Raw genomic sequence first — 17,633 nt, 5'->3', positions numbered from 1 at the left:
GGGCCGCCTTGAACACAAACGTCTTTGCGCCGTGGGAAGATCCACAGGCGAAACCATTGATCCAATTCCAGAATGTGACCAAACGTTTTGGCGGATTCACGGCGATCGACAACCTGTCACTGGACATATTTGAACAGGAATTCTTTGCTTTGCTCGGTCCATCCGGCTGCGGCAAGACGACCATGATGAGGATGCTGGCAGGGTTTGAAAAGCCTACCGAAGGGCACATCATGCTGGGCGGGCAGGACATCGACCCGATCCCGCCAAACAAGCGGGCTGTGAACATGATGTTCCAGTCTTATGCGCTGTTTCCTCATCTTAGCATCTGGGAGAACATCGCCTTCGGTCTGCGCCGGGACAACATGCCCAAGCGGGATCTTGAAGACCGCGTGGAAGAGATGTTGCGCCTGACCCGGCTTGAGCAATTCGCCCGCCGTAAACCGCACCAGATTTCGGGTGGCCAACGGCAGAGGGTCGCGCTGGCACGGTCACTGGCAAAAGCGCCAAAACTGCTGTTGCTAGACGAACCCTTGGGTGCGCTGGACAAAAAACTGCGGCAGGACACTCAGTTCGAGCTGATGGATATTCAGGAAAAGACCGGCACCACCTTTGTGATCGTGACCCACGATCAGGAAGAGGCGATGACTGTTGCCAGCCGCGTCGCCGTGATGGATCAGGGCAAGTTGATGCAGGTATCTACGCCGGACAGGATCTATGAAAACCCCAACTCAGTCTATGTCGCTGACTTTATCGGGGATGTGAATATCATCGAAGGCCGGGCGACTGCGAACGGCGATGAAGCCTACCAAATCGACTGGGCCGAGGGGCAATCGCCGCTGACCGCAACCTCGTCGACAGAATTCTCGAACGGGCAAAGCTGCCATCTTGCGATCCGCCCCGAAAAGGTGACGATCTCGGCCGACCGCCCGGCGGATTCCATCAATGCGGTACAGGGTAAGGTGCTTGACATTGCCTATCTGGGCAACTTGTCCACGTACTACGTGGAACTGCCGAATGGCACGATCATCAAGGCGCAATCGGCCAACACGCGCCGAATCTCGCGCCGATCCTTTACATGGGAAGACCCGGTCTGGCTGTCGTGGACGGCAACGGCTGCGGTTTTGCTGGCAAACTGATGCGCCGCGCCCTTCTGATCGCTGTTCCTTACGTCTGGCTGCTGGCCCTGTTTCTGATACCGTTTTTCATCGTTCTGAAGATTTCGCTGTCGGATGTCGAACTGGCGATCCCGCCATACACGCCGACACTGGATCTGTCGCAGGGTTGGTCTGGGATAACCGACTTTTTCAGCCAGTTGGATTTCGAAAACTTCGTCTGGCTGACCGAAGATGACCTTTACTGGAAAGCCTACCTGTCCAGCGTCAAGATCGCTCTGATCTCGACGGTTCTAACGTTGCTGGTGGGTTATCCGATTGCCTATGGAATGGCCCGTGCGCCAGCCGAATGGCGCCCGACGCTGATGATGCTGGTGATCCTGCCGTTCTGGACTTCGTTCCTGATCCGCGTTTACGCGTGGATGGGAATTCTCAGCAATGAAGGCTATCTGAACCAGATTTTGTTGTGGCTGGGTATCATTTCGACCCCGCTGACCATTTTGAACACCAATACTGCCGTCTACATCGGTATCGTCTACACCTATTTGCCCTTCATGATCCTGCCGATTTATTCGTCGTTGGAGCGCATGGATGAATCCCTGATCGAAGCAGCCGAAGATCTGGGCTGTTCCCGTCTGAAGGCGTTCTGGCTGGTGACAATACCGCTGTCGCGCCCCGGTATCATCGCCGGCTGTTTCCTGGTGATGATCCCGGTGATCGGTGAATTCGTGATCCCGTCGCTGTTGGGCGGGTCCAGCACGCTGATGATCGGCAAGGTGCTGTGGGAAGAGTTCTTCTCGAACCGCGATTGGCCGGTGGCCAGTGCCGTTGCCGTTGTGTTGTTGCTGATCCTCGTGATTCCGATTGTGCTGTTCCAGCGCAACCAGCAGAAACAGACGGAGGCCGAGCAATGAACAGGCTGAGTTGGTTCAACGCGGTGTCTCTGACACTGGGCTTTGCGTTCCTCTACATCCCGATGGTCATCCTGATCATCTTCAGCTTCAACGAAAGCAAGCTGGTCACAGTATGGGCGGGGTTCTCGACCAAATGGTACGGTGAGCTTGCCCAGAACGAGGCATTTCTGAACGCGGCCTGGGTGACGATACGGGTTGCGGTGTTCTCATCCACATTGGCCACCGTTCTTGGCACCGCTGCCGCATATGTTCTGGTCCGTGGCGGGCGGTTTTTTGGCAGGACACTGTTTTCCGGAATGATTTACGCGCCTCTGGTAATGCCCGAAGTGATCACCGGCCTGTCGTTGCTGCTGCTGTTTATCGGCATTGGGCTGGACAGGGGCATTCTGACCATCGTTCTGGCCCACACAACCTTTTCGATGTGCTTTGTGTCGGTCGTCGTGTCCTCGCGCCTTGTGACATTTGACAAGTCGCTGGAAGAGGCCGCTTTGGATCTGGGATGTTCGCCAGCGCAGGCGTTCCGTCTTGTGACACTGCCGATCATTGCGCCCGCGGTGATTTCAGGCTGGCTGCTGGCTTTTACCCTATCGCTGGACGATCTGGTTATCGCGTCCTTTACCTCGGGCCCGTCGGCGACAACGCTGCCGATCAAGATATTCTCGGCCGTGCGTCTGGGCGTCAGCCCCGAGATCAACGCGCTGTCTACCATCATGATTGCAGTCGTCACGGTTGGCGTTATCACCGCCTCGCTGGTGACGAAACGCGCAATGGTTCGGCAAAAGCAGGATGAACTTGCCGCTGCGCGCACCGAATGAAGCGTCTTTTTCCGGACTACACCTATGGGCCTGGACCCCTTCAGAACTGCTGGTGGGATCAGACAATTTCGGCACCTGATTGGCCGACCCATAAAGGTGATCTGAACGTTGACGTCGCAATCGTCGGCGGCGGTTTCACGGGGCTTTCGGCAGCCCTGCATCTGGCCGAGGCAGGTGTGAAAGTTGCGGTTCTTGAGGCCGCAACCCCGGGGTGGGGTGCCTCGGGCCGGAATGGCGGATTTTGCTGTCTCGGAGGGTCCAAGCTAAGCCATGGGTCTTTGGTCCGTGGGTTTGGCGCTGAGGCTGCGCAGTCCTACGAACAAGCGGAAGAAGATGCTGTTCAGCTTGTCGCGGATTTGCTGGAACAGCATCAGATCGACGCCGATACCCATTCGAAAGGGGAAACCCAACTGGCCCATTCGGCACGGGCGATGGAAAAGCTACGTCGTAACGCAGAAGCATCAGGTGTCTTGCACGGTTCTGGTGACCTGCAACACCTGGGTCTGGGCGGTTCCTTTCATGGTGCCTATACAAATCCGGTTGGTTTCGCTCTTAACCCTCGAAAGTACCTGTTTGGCTTGGCAGGTGCGGCCCAGGCGCGGGGCGTACAGCTTTTCCAGAAATCGCCAGTTGAAACCATCAGGAAAGCTCAGGCCGGGTTCGATATTGAATCCGGATCAGGTCAAATCCGCGCCACGAATGTTCTGATTTGTACGAACGGATACTCCAGCGAGGATATGCCGCCCTGGTTGTCGGGACGCTACATGCCCACGCAATCCACGGTTCTGGTGACCCGGCCCCTGACAGACGCTGAGTTGCAAGCGCAGGGGTGGACCTCGGAGCAGATGTGTTATGACACCCGAAACCTGCTGCACTATTTCCGCCTGATGCCTGATCGGAGGTTCCTGTTCGGCATGCGCGGAGGGTTACAGTCGTCCCCTCGGGCCGAGGCCGCCATTCGCCGGACAATGCGTCGGGACTTTCAGGCCATGTTTCCGGAATGGAAAGAAGTGGATGTGACCCATATGTGGTCCGGAATGGTGTGCCTGTCGCGCAAGCTGACGCCTTATGTCGGGCCGGTTCCCGATCAACCCGGAATGTTTGCCGCCTTTGCCTATCACGGGAACGGCGTTGCCATGGGGACGTATTGCGGGCGCGCCCTTGCCCGCCTGGTTTTGGATAAACAGACCGAGTTGCCCGCGCCGATTGCACAGCCGCCGGGACGGTTTCCTCTTGGGTTCTGGCGGCGCGCCTTGATGCCGCCCGCCTATGCTGCGATGGCAATCGCGGATCGGTTATCGCTCTAAAGCGCGGCGACTTCCAGTTCGAGCGTTTGGGCATAATCTGCAGCCCCGTTTTCGATGCGCCACAAACAGTAGGCAGCCATGCGCCATGCAAACCACGGGCGCAAATCCCGGTATCGCGCGACAGTTTCATCGTGACCATATGCTGCCAGAAACCGCTCTTCCTCGGTCACGCTCAGGGGTGCGCCGCGGTAAAGCCGTTGCATGGCTGGGGACAGGAACATCGCAATGTCCTCGCACGGATCGCCCCAAGCCGGGCACTGCCAGTCGATCAGGGTTATGCCGGTCGCCGCGACAAGGATGTTTCCGGCCACGGTATCGCCATGGATCAGGCATGTGTGTGCGGTCGCGGGCACATGGCCTTTGGGGCGCAGCTGCGCGAGCCGTGCTCGTGTATCAGAGGTGCAGACGCTTAGAATACGCTCGGCATGTTCAGCCAGGTCCCGACTGCCATTGCAGCCATCCGGCGCTTGGACCGAAACATCAAGCCTGTGTAGTTCACTCAGCAAACCAGCGACACTCTCAGGCCTTTCTTGCCACGGTGATCCGGGAGCGTGATCGTAGAACACCCAATGGCCTGTATCATGTGTTCCTGTCGCACGCAGGCGAGGAACAAATCCGGTTGGCTCAAGGGTGCGTAAGCATAGCGCTTCGAGTTCCGGGTCGTTGCGAAACAGCGGATTGCGCGGTGTTGCGCGATACAGCTTCAGAACCTTGTCACCGCTGCCACCCAGTACTTTCCAGACCTGATTTGTTCGCCCGCCATACAACGTTTGAAACTCTGCGCCGGGCTGAACAAAGTCACGGGCGCGCAGATCGTCGACCAGATCAGAAGGGGGGCGGGTTGGGGCAGGCAGGAGTTTCACCAATGCAGTTAGCGAGTCGAATCTGCCAAGGTTTGAACTGTCTTGCCCGGCAGATCAAGTTCCGGCTCTGACCCCGGTTACCGTCGTAGCAGCGACAACCTTCCCGCTTTCGAGGGTCAGCATAACCTGATTGTCCGTAACCTGAGCTTCGACAACTTCGCCATAGGTCTCTGCCAGCTGTGTCGATAACAGCTCGTCGCCATCATAACTTTCCAGTGTGGCCGAGTAACTCCCCGCCGCCAGAGGCTGCCCATCGCTTCCCTGACCAGTCCAAACCGTTCTATCGTCGGTCGTGGAAACAGCCACACGATCGACAACGGCTCCGTCACTGTCGCGGATGACTATGACCGCCTTGTCAGCATCTGGTGAGGGTGTGGCAAACAGCGTCAAAGGCTCGCCCTCATATTGGAAAGCCGCGGGCGCTCGCACGTCCATCCCGATCCATTTGCCGAGTTTGTCCAGATTTGCGCCACCCAGCGCCTGTCCAAGTGTCGCCAACAAATCATTTGTCTGAACCTGTTGTTCGACCATCGAGAATTGCGCCAGTTGCGATGCATATTCCGAGGCATCCAACGGTTTCAACGGGTCCTGATTCTGGGCCTGTACGGTCAGCATTGTCAGGAATGTCTCAAAGTCCGATGCCAGACCTGTTTGCTTTGACGCGTCTTGGGTTTGAACTGTGGCTGACGGTTGGGCGTTGGATTGGGTCGGGGTAATCAATTTCACAACCTCATGTCGATGCGGCCAACGGGGCCGGTTTTGGGAATGGGTGGCGCGTTTGAAGAGGAATCGGTGAGTTGCGCGGTCTCAGCAGGCGATCCTTCCTGGTGGCCGGCCTGATTCTGTTCGGCGTCTCCGGATGTCCCGAGGTCAAATGACAGATCGCCTAAGCCAAAATTTTTGAACTCTTCCTCCAACACCGCCAAATGACGGCGCATCATCTCGAGGGTTTCCGGGCGCTCGGCGGAAATTGTCAGATGCAATCCGTCATCGCGGCCGTTCAACATGATGGACACCCGCCCCAGTTCTTCGGGGTTCAGCGCGATTTCAACGGAACCGGATTTCGGCTGTGTGGTGATGACGGCAGCCATTTGCCCGGCGACGGCGCGCGCTGTCTCGGCCCGGGCAGTCTGTGCCATGGCTTGTGTAAAAGTTACCGGATCCCGCCCCGCCGAAACGGGCGAATCTGCCCTGAGGGCGTGAACGTTTTCGACCTCGTGAAATGCTGGCGCGTCAGTCTGAGCACGGGTTTTTTCCGGCGCGAACATCTGCAATTGAGCGATGCTTGGTGCGCGATCCGGGTTGGTCGTTTGTTGAGGTGCAAGATTGCTTTGCGGCGGATGTTGCGTTTCATGCCGGTGCCGCTCTGGATGAACGGTCCGGTCTGCGGTCTCTTTTCGGGATACGCCCATAGGTTGCAACGCAAAAGCCGCAAGGTCCACCTTTCCCCGCGCAGCAATTGGTTGTGACGCAGGGCTCAAAGCCGCGCTGTGCCGAAAATCCGGGGTGACTATGCGCGAATCATTGATGCCTGCATCCAGTCTATCGACCTTGTTGGATAGGCCGGTTTGCTCGGTTTCAGGCACTTTCGGACTGCGCGGGTCGGTTAACGCAGCTGACACGGGTGTTTCGGAGGGATCGCGTTTTGTGCCCACTTCAAGACGCGTGTCCAGAAGGGGTGTCCGCTCACTCTGGTTGAGATCAGCGGACACTTCTGCATCTTCAAGCAAGACAGCCTCGTCCGTTTCAACGTCCACGTCCGGTTCTGCGCCTGTAAGAGCGGCTGCTTCTTCTTTGTTCTCACCTTTGTGTTGATTGAGCACGGCCTCAAACGTAGCGCCACTTTCATCCCCCTGCTCGGGATTGATTCCGTGGGGTTTGGCGGTTGCGGTCGGCGAGGATGACATCACTGAAAGAGGGTTGGGCATTATGCTCCGACTCCGGTTGCGCGACCGGAAACCTGCCTGCAGGAAGTTACGTTTATTTTAACTGCTTTCGCTTTTGATCGAAAAAGTTCGATGCAATTTTTGGAGAAAGCAATGAAGGTTTCCCCGCCTCTCTCCCCATCTCACCCCCCTGCCTATTCCCAGAAATTGCGGGAGGCGGCCATAGAACTAGAGGCTGCGTTTCTGAGTGAGATGCTGAAATCGGCCGGGCTGGGCAAAGCGCGCCAATCCTTTGGCGGCGGTGCAGGCGAAGATCAGTTTGCCTCATTTCTTGTTCAGCATCAGGCCCGTGCGCTGGCCAGATCCGGTGGCGTTGGCCTTTCTGAAATCCTGTTCCAATCTATGATGGAGAAAACCGATGCCAAAGACGTCTGAAGCCGACCTTGTAAAATCACTCGAAGACGTTCTTGAGCTTGAGCGAAACGCGCTGGTGCAGGGCGATCTGGATCGTCTGCATAACACGGCTCCGGAAAAGGAAAAACTGATCGGTGCGATTAATGATCTTGACGTCTTTGATAGTGATGAACTGATCCGCCTGCAAAGAAAGGTCGAGCGGAACCAGGCGTTACTAAACAGCGCCGCCGAAGGGATTCGCGCGGTGGCCAACCGCATGGCCGAGTTACGGCGCGTGCGGCAAGAATTCACCACCTATGGTGCGGACGGGCAGCGCAGCGAATTTGCCGTCCGCCATCAAGCCAAGCTGGAAAAACGGGCATAGATAAGGGTTTGATTCAAATCCGAGGTTTCTGACCTTCGCGCTTTAGCACTCCGTTAGGGGATCGACGTCAAAGGTGTTCGGGCACCTGGACAAATCAGGTGGCGCGAACAGCCCGACGGCGGATCGCACCGATCAGAAAGACGTCAAAGCCCGCACCAGTGGCGGGATGAGCATGGGCGCAAAGGGCCCGAACGGAAAAGGAAGAAAGCTAATGTCCAGCATTCTGACAAACAATGGCGCCATGGTTGCGCTGCAAACTCTCAAGTCGGTCAACAAGGATCTTGGGGCAACGCGGAACGCGATCTCCACCGGTAAGGACGTTGCGACTGCGAAAGACAACTCGGCCGTCTGGGCGATTTCCAAGGTCATGGAATCGGATGTCAAAGGCTTCAACGCGATCAAAGACAGCCTGGCACTGGGTGAGTCCACCGTAGCGGTTGCGCGTAACGCGTCCGAAACGGTCACCGATCTGCTGTCTCAGATGAAAAGCAAGATCGTTGCAGCACAGGAAGACAACGTAGATCGCGACAAGATCAACGACGATGTCACCGCGTTAAAGGGCCAGATAAACTCGGTTGTTAACGCCGCGCAATTCAACGGCCTCAACCTGGTTAACGGCTCGGCGGGTTCCGCTTCGATCCTGGCGTCTCTTGACCGGGACAACTCTGGCAACGTGACCGCGTCGTCTATCACTGTTGCGGGTCAGGACCTTTCTACCGGCGGGTACACTGCGGCTCAGGTGTTTGACGGTTCGACCGGGTCTTCCACCGGCAACGACCGCGTTGGTGCGACGATTGACAACGGCACAACTTCGGCAACTGCGCTGGTAACGGATGAATCCAGTGGTGCGTTTGCTGCAGGTGACAAGGTTGTGTTGGCGATCGACGATCAGGTCGTATCCTACACGGTTTCTGCAACGGATGCTGCGGCCTCTACGACCGGTGATATCGTTGCAGTGGGTTTGAAGGCGAAAATTGATGAACTTGGTATCACGGGTCTGACTGTTGATTATGACTCGGGCACCGCGGGCACCTTGTCCGTTGCCAATGCCACCGGCACGGACATTTCGTTCTCGGCTCAGTATGTGAACGCGGGTTCAGGCGGTCTTGGCGCATTGACGGGCATTGATGTTTCAACCGGTGCAGGTGCTACGGCCGCGTTGGCCACAATCGAGACGCTGATTGACACATCGATCGATGCATCGGCGGCTTTTGGTTCTTCGCAAGGTCGGATCGAAACGCAGAAGGAGTTCATTTCGAACCTGGCGGATTCGTTCAAATCCGGAATCGGGTCATTGGTCGATGCGGATATGGAAGAAACCTCGGCACGTCTGCAGGCGCTTCAGGTTCAGCAACAGCTGGCAACCCAGTCGCTGTCGATCGCAAATCAGGCACCGCAGTCGATTCTGTCACTGTTCCGCTAAGTTAAGGAACATGGTCGGGGCGCGGCAACGCGCCCCGATACTGACCGCCAAGTGGCAGATTACCGGAAGGATATTAAGTGACCCCGCAAGCCCTCGCACAACGAGCATATGCACAGACCGCCGCGCCAACGCGCACCCCGCGCGATACGGAATACGAAGCGATCTCGAAAATCACGCGCAGTCTCAAGGCCGCCGCGGCCCGTCAAAAATCAGATTTCGGCGCGTTTGTGCAGGCTTTGCACGAAAACCGGCGACTGTGGACCGTTCTGGCCAGTGGCGTCACGGACTCAGACAATGCGCTGCCAAATGATCTGCGTGCGCGGATATTCTATCTGGCGGAATTCACCGAACAGCACAGTAGCCAGGTATTGGGGAACAAAGCCTCGGTTGAGCCATTGTTGGAGATCAACATGGCGGTTCTGCGCGGTCTTCGCCAAACGGGGGCTACCTGATGGCAGGGTTGGTTTTGAAATTGGCGCCGAAAGAACGGGTTTTGATCAACGGTGTAGTCGTGGAAAATGGAGACCGCCGTAGTCGGTTTTCGATCATGACACCTGAGGCAAATGTACTGCGCCTGCGGGATGCGATCCACCCGGACCAGGTGAACACTCCGGTTCGACGTGTCTGCTATGCTGCTCAACTTGTGCTGTCTGGAGATATGGAACCCGGTCAGGCACGCCAACAATTGTTACGGCGCGTCGAAGAGCTGAGCCAGGTCTTTACTGACGCCGACAGTCGCCGGGTTCTGTCCGAGGCAACGCAGGCGCTTCTGGATCAGCAGTTTTACAAATGCCTTAAAGCCTTGCGCGCGCTGCTGCCCCGCGAAGAGCGGCTCATGGCCTACCAGTAATGACGTTCCAGCCGGTCATACCTTCGGGCGGCATTGTCGGCTGGCGAATCCTGCAGCGGACATATGACGCGCAGATCGACAGTTTTTCTTCGTCCTCTGTCAACAAAAGGGACAGTGAGTACTTTTTGGAGAAGATCAAAAAGGTCCAAACAGCGGAGGAATTGGTGTCCGATCGCCGGCTGTTGCAAGTTGCACTAGGCGCCTTTGGGTTGGAATCCGACCTGGACAATCGCTATTTCATCCAGAAGATCCTTTCCGACGGGACCAAGGCCCAGGATGCGTTGTCCAATCGTCTGTCCGACAAAAGGTACCGGCAGTTTTCCGAGGCGTTTGGGTTTGGGCCGGGCGAGGTGCGCAAAACCGGTCTGATCACCAACATGGAAGAGATTGCACGTGACAGTGTTGTGTCGCGATTTGAAATTGCTGTGGGTGAATCAGATGAAACGATGCGTATCGCTTTGTATGCCCAGCATGCGCTGGGTGATCTGGCGCAAAAGACGGGCAGCAAAGATACCAAATGGTTCGATTTGATGAGCCTGCCACCGCTGCGGCGCATGATGGAGACGGCACTTGGGTTGCCGTCCAGCTTTGGCCAGTTGAACATCGACAGACAGTTGGAAGTATTCAAAGACAGGTTGTCAGGGCTGACCGGGTCCGATGATCTGGCCCAATTCGAGGAAAAGGCCGCCATAGAGCGGCTGACAGATCAATTTCTTGCCCGTAGTCAAATCGCTCAGCTTGAAAGCGCGATTTCCCCGGCGCAGACCGCGCTGATCCTGCTTGGTGTCTAAGGCAAAAAGTGTTTCGGACACGCGACTACCACCAGAAACAATGTCGGGTGGCCCTGATTGAATTGAACTGCGCGCTTTTTGTATATTAAGCGTTCAGAACGGCATCTGCGGAAGTTCTGAGAGCATAAGACTCGACCGGTTGGGAAACGTTATGCAGCTTGACGTCGCCAAGCGGCAGGGCATTGGCGCAGGCGGGCACAATATCGGCAGATACCACAATCCTGTGGTTTTTGGTTTTTCCGTATTCACCCAGACGCGCAGCGATATTCGCGGCTTGTCCGATCACGGTAAAGTCCAGCCGCTCACGTGAGCCAACATTGCCGTAGGTCACGCGCCCGTAGGCAACCCCGATTGAGCAATCACAATGGTTGTCGGAACCTGACTGGCGCAACTCTCCCAACTTTTCTACGATGTTGATGGCGCTTCGCTGTGCGTTTTCGCGGGCGTTTTTTGAATCCTCACCCGCTGGAAATACGGCAAGGACCGCGTCACCGATGAACTTCAGGACTTCGCCGCCGTTTTCGTGCACGATACCAGAAACGGTTTCAAAAAAGTCATTCAGTAGGTTTATGTAATCGGTGCGTCCCAGTTTCTCTTCCAAGCTGGTCGAATTGCGCAGATCACAGAACATGATGGCGGCATCAATTTCATCCCCGTCACCGCGCCGGATCTCACCCCCTAAGACGCGCGCGCCCGAGCGTTTGCCAACATAGGTTTCAAGCAGAACCTGAGCGTTCTCGCGCTGCATGAAGACCTCATAAAACCGGGCGATGACCAGCGAGCATTCGAACACCAGCCCAAGGTTTTCCGTCGTGAACCCGTCCGGGTGATCGCAGGTCAGGGTCAGAACGTTGGTACGTCCATCCGAGAACGGCAACGGCATGGCGACATAGTCGGTCGCCCCTTTTTCACGCAAGTCCTCCATGATTGGAAAGCTATTGTGGGGGTTCTCCTCGTTCAGCCGCTGCCGCACGCCGCCCAGCCCGTTCGACACATGACGTAATGGGCTGTTGATATATGCCGGGTGGTCGTGGATTTCGTAGGTCGGAACATTGGTCGATATCTCGGCCTCGCCCTTTTCCCAGATGTAGTGCTTGCCCGCTATCAGCGGATGCAGGGACCATGTCAGGATGCTCAGACGTTGGATGGCGATCCCATGTTCCAGCATTTTCTCGGCCAGCGCTTTGGTGAATGCCTCAGGCGTGTCATTCGCAGACGCCCCACGCATCAGCCAATCGATCAAAGGACCACTGATATTGCCGTCTTCGGGTTCCCGGAGCTGGTTATCGCCCAAATCTATCCGGGTATACGCGTTGGGCAAAAATCCGATATGCCCTTGAATGGCGGCGCTTTCTGGCAGGGCCTCCTCATAGGCCCAAACGGAATTGGCCAGTCGTTCACCATCAAGGATGACGTCGTGATAGGTCGCAGTGCCCTTGAAGGGGCAAAAAGTCTGCAACTCGGTTTCGTCGCTGAGATCCACCAGCACGTCCTCGCGCGGGATGTAGATCGTCGGCGGCAGCCGCGTTTCGTACATGACCTTGGCGTTGCTGCTTTCGGCTAAAAGGTCCTGGTCCCGGTAAATCGCAATTTTACCGCTTAACCGTTCGACCGAGATCCCATAGCCCTTTGGTCTTGCTGTGGCGTGGACGTTCATCATCATCCTCCCTGGCCCGGGGTCACTATAGGATGGGCCTTGTGAAGGGGATTTCCAAGGGGCGGTCTCGGCATTTTTATCGTGCGATAGCTGCGAAACCCCGTCGGATCAGACCATCTGGATTACATCCTTTTCGATGGACAGCATATAGCCTTTCTTGGCGATGTTCTTGACCAGCAGCTCGCTGACCATCTGATTGCCCAAGGCATCACGCAACCTTTTGATCCGCGTGGCGCCGGCAGCTTCGTCACAGTCGGCGGCGCTTTTGCCCGAGATCATCGCCTCGATCTGAACACCGGATAGAACCTCATCATCCAGTCGAGACTCAGCCAGGACGGACAATGTCTCCATCGCTGCGGGCGTCAGTTTGAAATCCATATTGTTCAGGTAGACGGTGTTTTCCTCGCGACTGATCAGCAAGGATGTCACTTGAATACCAGTTCGTTCAATTTGCGCCATCCGACGGTTCAGCATCACTAGCATCACCAGAAAAACCAGCGCCGTCACAAGCATGGCGCTGGCAAAGACCAGCAATACAAATATCACCATACGATAGCTGGACAGCGTATCGGCAAAGGCGGTGCCGGACTGGGCCAATATCTCCAACAGGCGAATTTCAGTCTGCGAGGTCAGATCGCTTTCGACAAATAGCCGTTCAACGCGTGCGTTAAAGGCGTTGGCGTCCGGCAGGGTCCAGAACAAAAAGATGGCGGCAGTGACGAGAATCAGGATGATCGCCGCAATACCCGCACCGACCAGTCTTGTTCCCGACCGTCTGGCTTCAGTAACGGAGATAGAATTGTCCGGCATTGGCCTTCCTTTTTTCCAATCCTTCCGGCCCAAAGACAGACATGACGTTCAACAAGGTCCAGCCCGAAGCACTAAGGCGTTGCGAGACTTCTTGTCGGGCCTGGCCTTTATCACAGGCCGAAACCTGCATCACGCCATAATGCAGCCGCAGGGGGTTGTCCTGCTTGGCCTTGTAGTCCGCATAGCACTCTGCCGACGCGGCGGTACCAAGCGATATCAGGGCCGCAACGGCCAGAGAAGAGAGGATCGGTTTCATAGGCTGCATCCTGCGCATGGGTTTGCACGATATTCAATAACCTAAGGGGTTTGAGGGGCGTGATATCGGATAACAACCGCCCGTTATTGCTTGTCTGAAGCGGGCGGACCCAGTGTTGGGGCATCACGTTTGCGGTCTGTGCCGGATCGCCCCGAAACACCAGGAAGGACACGCATCATGCACCGGAAGTTCATCGCTATTATCGTCGCTACTGCTGTTACCATCACCGGCGTCTCAGCCTCGCAGGCGCGGGCTGCGGATGCCAAGGACATCCTTGGTGGGCTTGCCGCTATTGCGATCATCGGGGCAGGGGTCCACTACTATAACCAGGAAAAACGCAAGAACCGGACCCGGACAACGCGTCATCAGACCTACACGCCCCAACCTTATGTAGCGCAGCCCAGCTACCCGGTGCGCCCCCTGCCGCAGCATGTCGCGCGATATGATCTGCCGCAGAAATGCCTGCGCACATTCAATACGTATTCGAACAATCATCCGCTTCTGGCGCCGAAGTGCCTCAAGAAGCACTACAAACATGCCAATAGCCTGCCGCAAGAGTGCAAGGTCGGATTCTGGAACGGCAATAAGGTGAAGCGGGCATATGAACCCGCATGCCTGCGCCAGAAGGGATACCGCGTCGTTTACAAGTAATCACTTTCGAGCAGGAGCGGCGCCACAGAAGCGCCGCGCAGGAGAGGGTGGCGCAAGCCGCCCTCTCTTTTTTGTCTTGCGGTGGGGCGCGAAACGCGGTTTTCGGTTGGTATGACAACGCCAGATTATTCGATTGAACAGGCGGCAGTGGCGCAAGGATATCTGCGCATTGCCGGTGTGGATGAGGTGGGCCGTGGGCCATTGGCCGGGCCTGTGGTTGCCGCCGCCGTGATCCTGAACCCCGAAGATATTCCCGAGGGGCTGAACGATTCCAAGAAACTGACGGCGAAACGACGGGCTGTTTTGGATATCGCGGTTCGTGACCGGGCTGAATTTGCGATAGCTGAAGCCTCGGTTGCCGAGATTGACGAACACAACATCTTGCGTGCCTCGCATCTGGCGATGGAACGAGCGGTTGCGGCCCTTGATCCTCCGCCGGACTATCTGCTGATTGACGGAAACATGATCCCTCGCGGTTTGACGATCCCGGCGCAGGCAGTTGTCAAAGGGGATGCGCATTCGGTGTCGATTGCGGCGGCTTCTATCATTGCCAAAAACTGGCGCGATCAACTGATGGTGGATTTGGCGCAACAGCATCCCGGCTACGGATGGGAGAAGAACGCAGGCTATCCGTCAAAACAACACAGAGAAGCGCTGCGAAATCTTGGTGTGACCCCACATCATAGGCGTTCATTCAAGCCGGTACACAATATCTTGTATCAAGAGTAAATCGTAAGCCGCTGATTCAAAAAAGAAATTGACGGCGAATCGACTTTGACTCATCCTTGTCTCAACCAAATGAGCGCAAAAGCGCCGTGGATACTTGAGGCAGTAAAATGACAACAACCACCAAAAAGGGCGTGAAAACGCTCCCTTTAAACACGATTCTATCTGGCGACTGCATCGATGTGATGAACAGTCTGCCTGCGGAGTCGGTTGATCTTATTTTCGCGGATCCGCCGTATAATCTGCAACTCAAAGGCCAGTTGCACCGCCCCGATAACAGCCAGGTTGATGCGGTCGACGATCACTGGGATCAGTTTTCAAGCTTTGGTGTTTATGATCTGTTCACCCGCGAATGGCTGAAAGCGGCGCATCGTCTCCTCAAGCCCAACGGCGCGATTTGGGTGATTGGGTCCTACCACAACATTTTTCGCGTCGGTACAGCCCTGCAGGACGCCGGATACTGGATTCTGAACGATGTTGTCTGGCGCAAATCGAACCCGATGCCGAATTTCCGTGGCAAGCGGTTTACCAATGCGCATGAGACGATGATTTGGGCCTCAAAGCGTGAGGGTGCTAAGTACACGTTCAATTATGAAGCGCTGAAGGCGCTGAACGAAGGCGTGCAGATGCGCAGCGACTGGGTTCTGCCGATCTGCACCGGACATGAACGCCTCAAGGATGAAAATGGCGACAAGGCGCACCCGACGCAAAAGCCGGAATCGCTGCTGCACCGTGTCCTGATTGGTTCGACCAACCCCGGTGATGTTATTCTGGACCCGTTTTTTGGGACGGGCACAACCGGTGCCGTTGCCAAGATGCTGGGCCGCGAATTTATCGGGATTGAGCGCGAGGAAAGCTATCGCAAGGTTGCCGAGAAGCGTATCTCGAAAGTCCGCAAATTCGACCGGGAAGCGCTGGAAGTCAGCGCAAGCAAACGCGCTGAGCCGCGCGTGCCCTTTGGCCAATTGGTTGAACGCGGTATGTTGCGTCCGGGTGAAGAGCTTTATTCCATGAATCAGCGTCACAAAGCCAAAGTGCGTGCGGACGGAACGCTGGTGGGCGACAACGTCAAAGGCTCGATCCACCAGGTCGGGGCGCATCTGGAAAACGCGCCCTCATGCAATGGCTGGACCTATTGGTGCTTCAAACGCGATGGCAAAACGGTGCCGATCGACGTTTTGCGTCAGCAGATCCGGTCCGAGATGCACAACTGATTTCAAGAATGCCGCCGGTGCCTGTGGCCTGACACAAGGCACTACGCCTTGCCCCGCCGATCTCGGCGGGGTCTTTTGTTTTATTCTTCATTCAGTTCCGATATGAGATTCCTTGTCCTGCTGCTCACGGAAGGAACCTTGGCAATGTCGGATACCACAGCCAGCGAAACCCGATTTGGGCGGTTTTTTGTGACACAGCCCGACAAATATGATCTGGACAACAAGTACACCGAGGCTGCGCTGGAACGGCACAAGCGCGAAGGGTTGGAACTGGCTGTCCGCGCCCGCTGGGTAGCGATGGGCCTGACTGGCATTTTGTTGATCTACCTGAACCCCCATTGGGACGTTCTGTGGTATCACTTCATCCTGTTATTGATTTGCGCCAATGGTTGGTTGATCCGGCGGGCTGGCAGCGTGGGCCAGTCACGGGTCGAGCTTTTGCTGATCTTCGTCGACTTGCTGATCATGACTTTGGGGATGATCGTGCCGAACCCGTTCAGCGATGATGTTCGACCGCTGGCAATGCAATACCGGTTCGACAACTTCCAGTATTTCTTCATCATTCTGGCAGCGGGAACTCTGGCCTATTCGTGGCGCACGGTCGTGGCAATCGGCACGTGGACGGCGACGATGTGGACGGTAGGCTGGATCATCGCCTGGTGGGTCGCTACGCCAATTCCGGGCATCAGTGAGCGCATGTTCGAGGCATTGGCCGGGTATCCGGATGTTGCGGAGTTGCTGGACCCCAACAGTTTCATGGTCCCTCAGCGTATTCAGCAGGTGATCGTATTCCTGATGGTCGCGGTTACGCTTGGTATCTCGATGCGGCGGCTCAATCGATTGTTGATGACAAATGCCGGGCTTGAAAGGGAACGCGCAAACCTGTCGCGATATTTCTCTCCGAACGTTGTGGACGAGCTCAGCCAGAATGATGAGCCGCTCAAGCAGGTTCGCAAAGAAGACATCGCCGTTTTGTTCATCGACATCGTGGGGTTTACCAAATTCGCTGCCGGGCGCGACCCCTATGACGTCATTGAAGTTTTGCGCGGGTTTCACGCCCGAATGGAAACCGAAGTGTTTCGCCATCATGGCACGTTGGACAAATATCTGGGGGACGGATTGATGGCAACCTTCGGCACACCGGTGCCGACCCCATTGGATGCCAGCAACGCGGTCGCCTGCGCCCGTGATATGGTGGGCGTGATCGATCGTTGGAACATTGAACGGCGGCGCGCGGGCGAGCCCGAGATTCACGTGGGGATCGGTGTTCACTACGGTTCGGTGGTTTTGGGGGACATCGGAGCGAACCGACTGGAATTTGCGGTTATCGGGGATGCGGTGAATGTCTCCGCCAAGCTTGAGGCGCTGACGCGGGAACTGGGCGCGCGCGTGGTGCTGAGTGATGCGGTACGGGCACAGGTGATACAAGAAGGCAACAACGCTACCGATCTGACAGCAGGTTTTGTGAGGCATGAGAACCAGCCGGTCCGTGGGGTTCAGGGCTCTATGGATATCTGGGTTCGGTAGGACGGGTGGCTCCCGCCGATCTGCCACGCATCAAAGATGCGGGTCATCCCGTT

Annotated in this window: 20 protein-coding genes; 14 read left to right on the top strand and 6 right to left on the bottom strand. The window is 56.4% G+C overall.

Translation table 11 applies throughout. The annotated features are described in order from the left end of the window. Window positions 1-8 precede the first annotated feature (8 nt). The 4 genes from AC2FI9_RS14665 to AC2FI9_RS14650 are packed head-to-tail and all read left to right on the top strand — an operon-like array spanning window position 9 to window position 4,148. The gene (locus AC2FI9_RS14665) at window positions 9-1,136 is read left to right on the top strand and encodes an ABC transporter ATP-binding protein (RefSeq protein WP_496768619.1); all 1,128 of its coding nucleotides are present in this window, start codon (window positions 9-11) and stop codon (window positions 1,134-1,136) included. Continuing rightward, window positions 1,136-2,026: an ABC transporter permease subunit gene (locus AC2FI9_RS14660; RefSeq protein ID WP_108861206.1), complete on the top strand. Its 891-nt coding sequence runs from the start codon at window positions 1,136-1,138 to the stop codon at window positions 2,024-2,026. Before AC2FI9_RS14665 ends, AC2FI9_RS14660 begins: the two co-directional genes overlap by 1 nt. After that, complete coding sequence (locus tag AC2FI9_RS14655; protein WP_058272596.1) at window positions 2,023-2,841, top strand: ABC transporter permease; 819 nt, start codon at window positions 2,023-2,025, stop codon at window positions 2,839-2,841. The genes AC2FI9_RS14660 and AC2FI9_RS14655 overlap by 4 nt, the downstream gene beginning before the upstream one ends. Next, window positions 2,838-4,148: an NAD(P)/FAD-dependent oxidoreductase gene (locus AC2FI9_RS14650; RefSeq protein ID WP_496768616.1), complete on the top strand. Its 1,311-nt coding sequence runs from the start codon at window positions 2,838-2,840 to the stop codon at window positions 4,146-4,148. The genes AC2FI9_RS14655 and AC2FI9_RS14650 overlap by 4 nt, the downstream gene beginning before the upstream one ends. Here the strand turns inward: AC2FI9_RS14650 and AC2FI9_RS14645 are convergent. The 3 genes from AC2FI9_RS14645 to AC2FI9_RS14635 are packed head-to-tail and all read right to left on the bottom strand — an operon-like array spanning window position 4,145 to window position 6,939. Next, window positions 4,145-5,011, bottom strand: coding sequence for a phosphotransferase (locus AC2FI9_RS14645; protein WP_496726533.1), 867 nt, complete (start codon window positions 5,009-5,011; stop codon window positions 4,145-4,147). The genes AC2FI9_RS14650 and AC2FI9_RS14645 overlap by 4 nt on opposite strands. A gap of 54 nt (window positions 5,012-5,065) precedes the next feature. Further along, window positions 5,066-5,737 (bottom strand): flagellar hook capping FlgD N-terminal domain-containing protein, encoded by a 672-nt coding sequence (locus AC2FI9_RS14640; protein ID WP_496768614.1) that lies wholly within the window; start codon window positions 5,735-5,737, stop codon window positions 5,066-5,068. After that, window positions 5,734-6,939: a flagellar hook-length control protein FliK gene (locus tag AC2FI9_RS14635; RefSeq protein ID WP_496768612.1), complete on the bottom strand. Its 1,206-nt coding sequence runs from the start codon at window positions 6,937-6,939 to the stop codon at window positions 5,734-5,736. Before AC2FI9_RS14635 ends, AC2FI9_RS14640 begins: the two co-directional genes overlap by 4 nt. 111 nt (window positions 6,940-7,050) lie before the next feature. Here AC2FI9_RS14635 and AC2FI9_RS14630 point away from each other — a divergent pair, with 111 nt between their 5' ends. The 6 genes from AC2FI9_RS14630 (at window position 7,051) to AC2FI9_RS14605 (ending at window position 10,739) form a co-directional block, all read left to right on the top strand. Next, complete coding sequence (locus AC2FI9_RS14630; RefSeq protein WP_496768610.1) at window positions 7,051-7,332, top strand: rod-binding protein; 282 nt, start codon at window positions 7,051-7,053, stop codon at window positions 7,330-7,332. Then, on the top strand, window positions 7,316-7,675 hold the full coding sequence (locus AC2FI9_RS14625) for a flagellar biosynthesis protein FlgN (protein WP_282120342.1): 360 nt from the start codon (window positions 7,316-7,318) through the stop codon (window positions 7,673-7,675). The genes AC2FI9_RS14630 and AC2FI9_RS14625 overlap by 17 nt, the downstream gene beginning before the upstream one ends. A 211-nt stretch (window positions 7,676-7,886) precedes the next feature. Beyond that, on the top strand, window positions 7,887-9,098 hold the full coding sequence (locus AC2FI9_RS14620) for a flagellin N-terminal helical domain-containing protein (protein WP_170417286.1): 1,212 nt from the start codon (window positions 7,887-7,889) through the stop codon (window positions 9,096-9,098). A gap of 77 nt (window positions 9,099-9,175) precedes the next feature. After that, a complete protein-coding gene (gene flaF / locus AC2FI9_RS14615; RefSeq protein WP_496739364.1) occupies window positions 9,176-9,550 on the top strand; it encodes a flagellar biosynthesis regulator FlaF in 375 nt (124 codons plus the stop codon). Further along, window positions 9,550-9,948 (top strand): flagellar biosynthesis repressor FlbT, encoded by a 399-nt coding sequence (gene flbT / locus AC2FI9_RS14610; RefSeq protein WP_496768608.1) that lies wholly within the window; start codon window positions 9,550-9,552, stop codon window positions 9,946-9,948. Before flaF ends, flbT begins: the two co-directional genes overlap by 1 nt. After that, window positions 9,948-10,739: a DUF1217 domain-containing protein gene (locus tag AC2FI9_RS14605; RefSeq protein WP_496739365.1), complete on the top strand. Its 792-nt coding sequence runs from the start codon at window positions 9,948-9,950 to the stop codon at window positions 10,737-10,739. Before flbT ends, AC2FI9_RS14605 begins: the two co-directional genes overlap by 1 nt. A gap of 85 nt (window positions 10,740-10,824) precedes the next feature. Here AC2FI9_RS14605 and AC2FI9_RS14600 read toward each other — a convergent pair whose 3' ends face one another. From AC2FI9_RS14600 to AC2FI9_RS14590, 3 genes are all read right to left on the bottom strand, one after another. Further along, window positions 10,825-12,396, bottom strand: a complete 1,572-nt coding sequence (locus tag AC2FI9_RS14600) for a DUF427 domain-containing protein (RefSeq protein WP_496768606.1) — start codon at window positions 12,394-12,396, stop codon at window positions 10,825-10,827. 108 nt (window positions 12,397-12,504) lie between these two features. Beyond that, on the bottom strand, window positions 12,505-13,206 hold the full coding sequence (locus tag AC2FI9_RS14595; RefSeq protein WP_170563590.1) for a winged helix-turn-helix domain-containing protein: 702 nt from the start codon (window positions 13,204-13,206) through the stop codon (window positions 12,505-12,507). Further along, on the bottom strand, window positions 13,178-13,462 hold the full coding sequence (locus tag AC2FI9_RS14590) for a hypothetical protein (protein WP_496768601.1): 285 nt from the start codon (window positions 13,460-13,462) through the stop codon (window positions 13,178-13,180). The genes AC2FI9_RS14595 and AC2FI9_RS14590 overlap by 29 nt, the downstream gene beginning before the upstream one ends. Window positions 13,463-13,639: 177 nt before the next feature. On the opposite strand from AC2FI9_RS14590, the gene AC2FI9_RS14585 reads away from it, so the two are divergent. From AC2FI9_RS14585 to AC2FI9_RS14570, 4 genes are all read left to right on the top strand, one after another. Beyond that, entirely contained in the window at window positions 13,640-14,113 is a 474-nt protein-coding gene (locus tag AC2FI9_RS14585) for a hypothetical protein (protein ID WP_496768599.1), read from the top strand. Window positions 14,114-14,224: 111 nt separating this feature from the next. Further along, complete coding sequence (rnhB, locus tag AC2FI9_RS14580; protein ID WP_496739368.1) at window positions 14,225-14,842, top strand: ribonuclease HII; 618 nt, start codon at window positions 14,225-14,227, stop codon at window positions 14,840-14,842. Between the two features lie 107 nt (window positions 14,843-14,949). Next, window positions 14,950-16,053 (top strand): site-specific DNA-methyltransferase, encoded by a 1,104-nt coding sequence (locus AC2FI9_RS14575; RefSeq protein ID WP_496768598.1) that lies wholly within the window; start codon window positions 14,950-14,952, stop codon window positions 16,051-16,053. Window positions 16,054-16,197: 144 nt separating this feature from the next. Continuing rightward, window positions 16,198-17,580 carry an adenylate/guanylate cyclase domain-containing protein gene (locus AC2FI9_RS14570; RefSeq protein ID WP_496768595.1) on the top strand — a complete coding sequence of 461 codons (1,383 nt, stop codon included), beginning with the start codon at window positions 16,198-16,200 and terminating at the stop codon, window positions 17,578-17,580. The last annotated feature ends 53 nt before the right edge of the window (window positions 17,581-17,633 follow it).

The sequence above is a fragment of the Ruegeria sp. CDSA246 genome (assembly GCF_059611225.1).
Note: the sequence above shows the minus strand (reverse complement) of the source record. Positions and strands in the feature narration are given on the sequence as shown.

Coding starts and splice junctions, on each gene's coding strand:
- AC2FI9_RS14605 (WP_496739365.1), top strand. CDS start 9,948: ATGACGTTCCAGCCGGTCATACCTTCGGGCGGCATTGTCGGCTGGCGA.
- AC2FI9_RS14585 (WP_496768599.1), top strand. CDS start 13,640: ATGCACCGGAAGTTCATCGCTATTATCGTCGCTACTGCTGTTACCATC.
- AC2FI9_RS14575 (WP_496768598.1), top strand. CDS start 14,950: ATGACAACAACCACCAAAAAGGGCGTGAAAACGCTCCCTTTAAACACG.
- AC2FI9_RS14655 (WP_058272596.1), top strand. CDS start 2,023: ATGAACAGGCTGAGTTGGTTCAACGCGGTGTCTCTGACACTGGGCTTT.
- AC2FI9_RS14600 (WP_496768606.1), bottom strand. CDS start 12,396: ATGAACGTCCACGCCACAGCAAGACCAAAGGGCTATGGGATCTCGGTC.
- AC2FI9_RS14570 (WP_496768595.1), top strand. CDS start 16,198: ATGTCGGATACCACAGCCAGCGAAACCCGATTTGGGCGGTTTTTTGTG.
- AC2FI9_RS14630 (WP_496768610.1), top strand. CDS start 7,051: ATGAAGGTTTCCCCGCCTCTCTCCCCATCTCACCCCCCTGCCTATTCC.
- AC2FI9_RS14590 (WP_496768601.1), bottom strand. CDS start 13,462: ATGAAACCGATCCTCTCTTCTCTGGCCGTTGCGGCCCTGATATCGCTT.
- AC2FI9_RS14650 (WP_496768616.1), top strand. CDS start 2,838: ATGAAGCGTCTTTTTCCGGACTACACCTATGGGCCTGGACCCCTTCAG.
- rnhB (WP_496739368.1), top strand. CDS start 14,225: ATGACAACGCCAGATTATTCGATTGAACAGGCGGCAGTGGCGCAAGGA.
- AC2FI9_RS14625 (WP_282120342.1), top strand. CDS start 7,316: ATGCCAAAGACGTCTGAAGCCGACCTTGTAAAATCACTCGAAGACGTT.
- flbT (WP_496768608.1), top strand. CDS start 9,550: ATGGCAGGGTTGGTTTTGAAATTGGCGCCGAAAGAACGGGTTTTGATC.
- AC2FI9_RS14620 (WP_170417286.1), top strand. CDS start 7,887: ATGTCCAGCATTCTGACAAACAATGGCGCCATGGTTGCGCTGCAAACT.
- AC2FI9_RS14660 (WP_108861206.1), top strand. CDS start 1,136: ATGCGCCGCGCCCTTCTGATCGCTGTTCCTTACGTCTGGCTGCTGGCC.
- AC2FI9_RS14635 (WP_496768612.1), bottom strand. CDS start 6,939: ATGCCCAACCCTCTTTCAGTGATGTCATCCTCGCCGACCGCAACCGCC.
- AC2FI9_RS14595 (WP_170563590.1), bottom strand. CDS start 13,206: ATGCCGGACAATTCTATCTCCGTTACTGAAGCCAGACGGTCGGGAACA.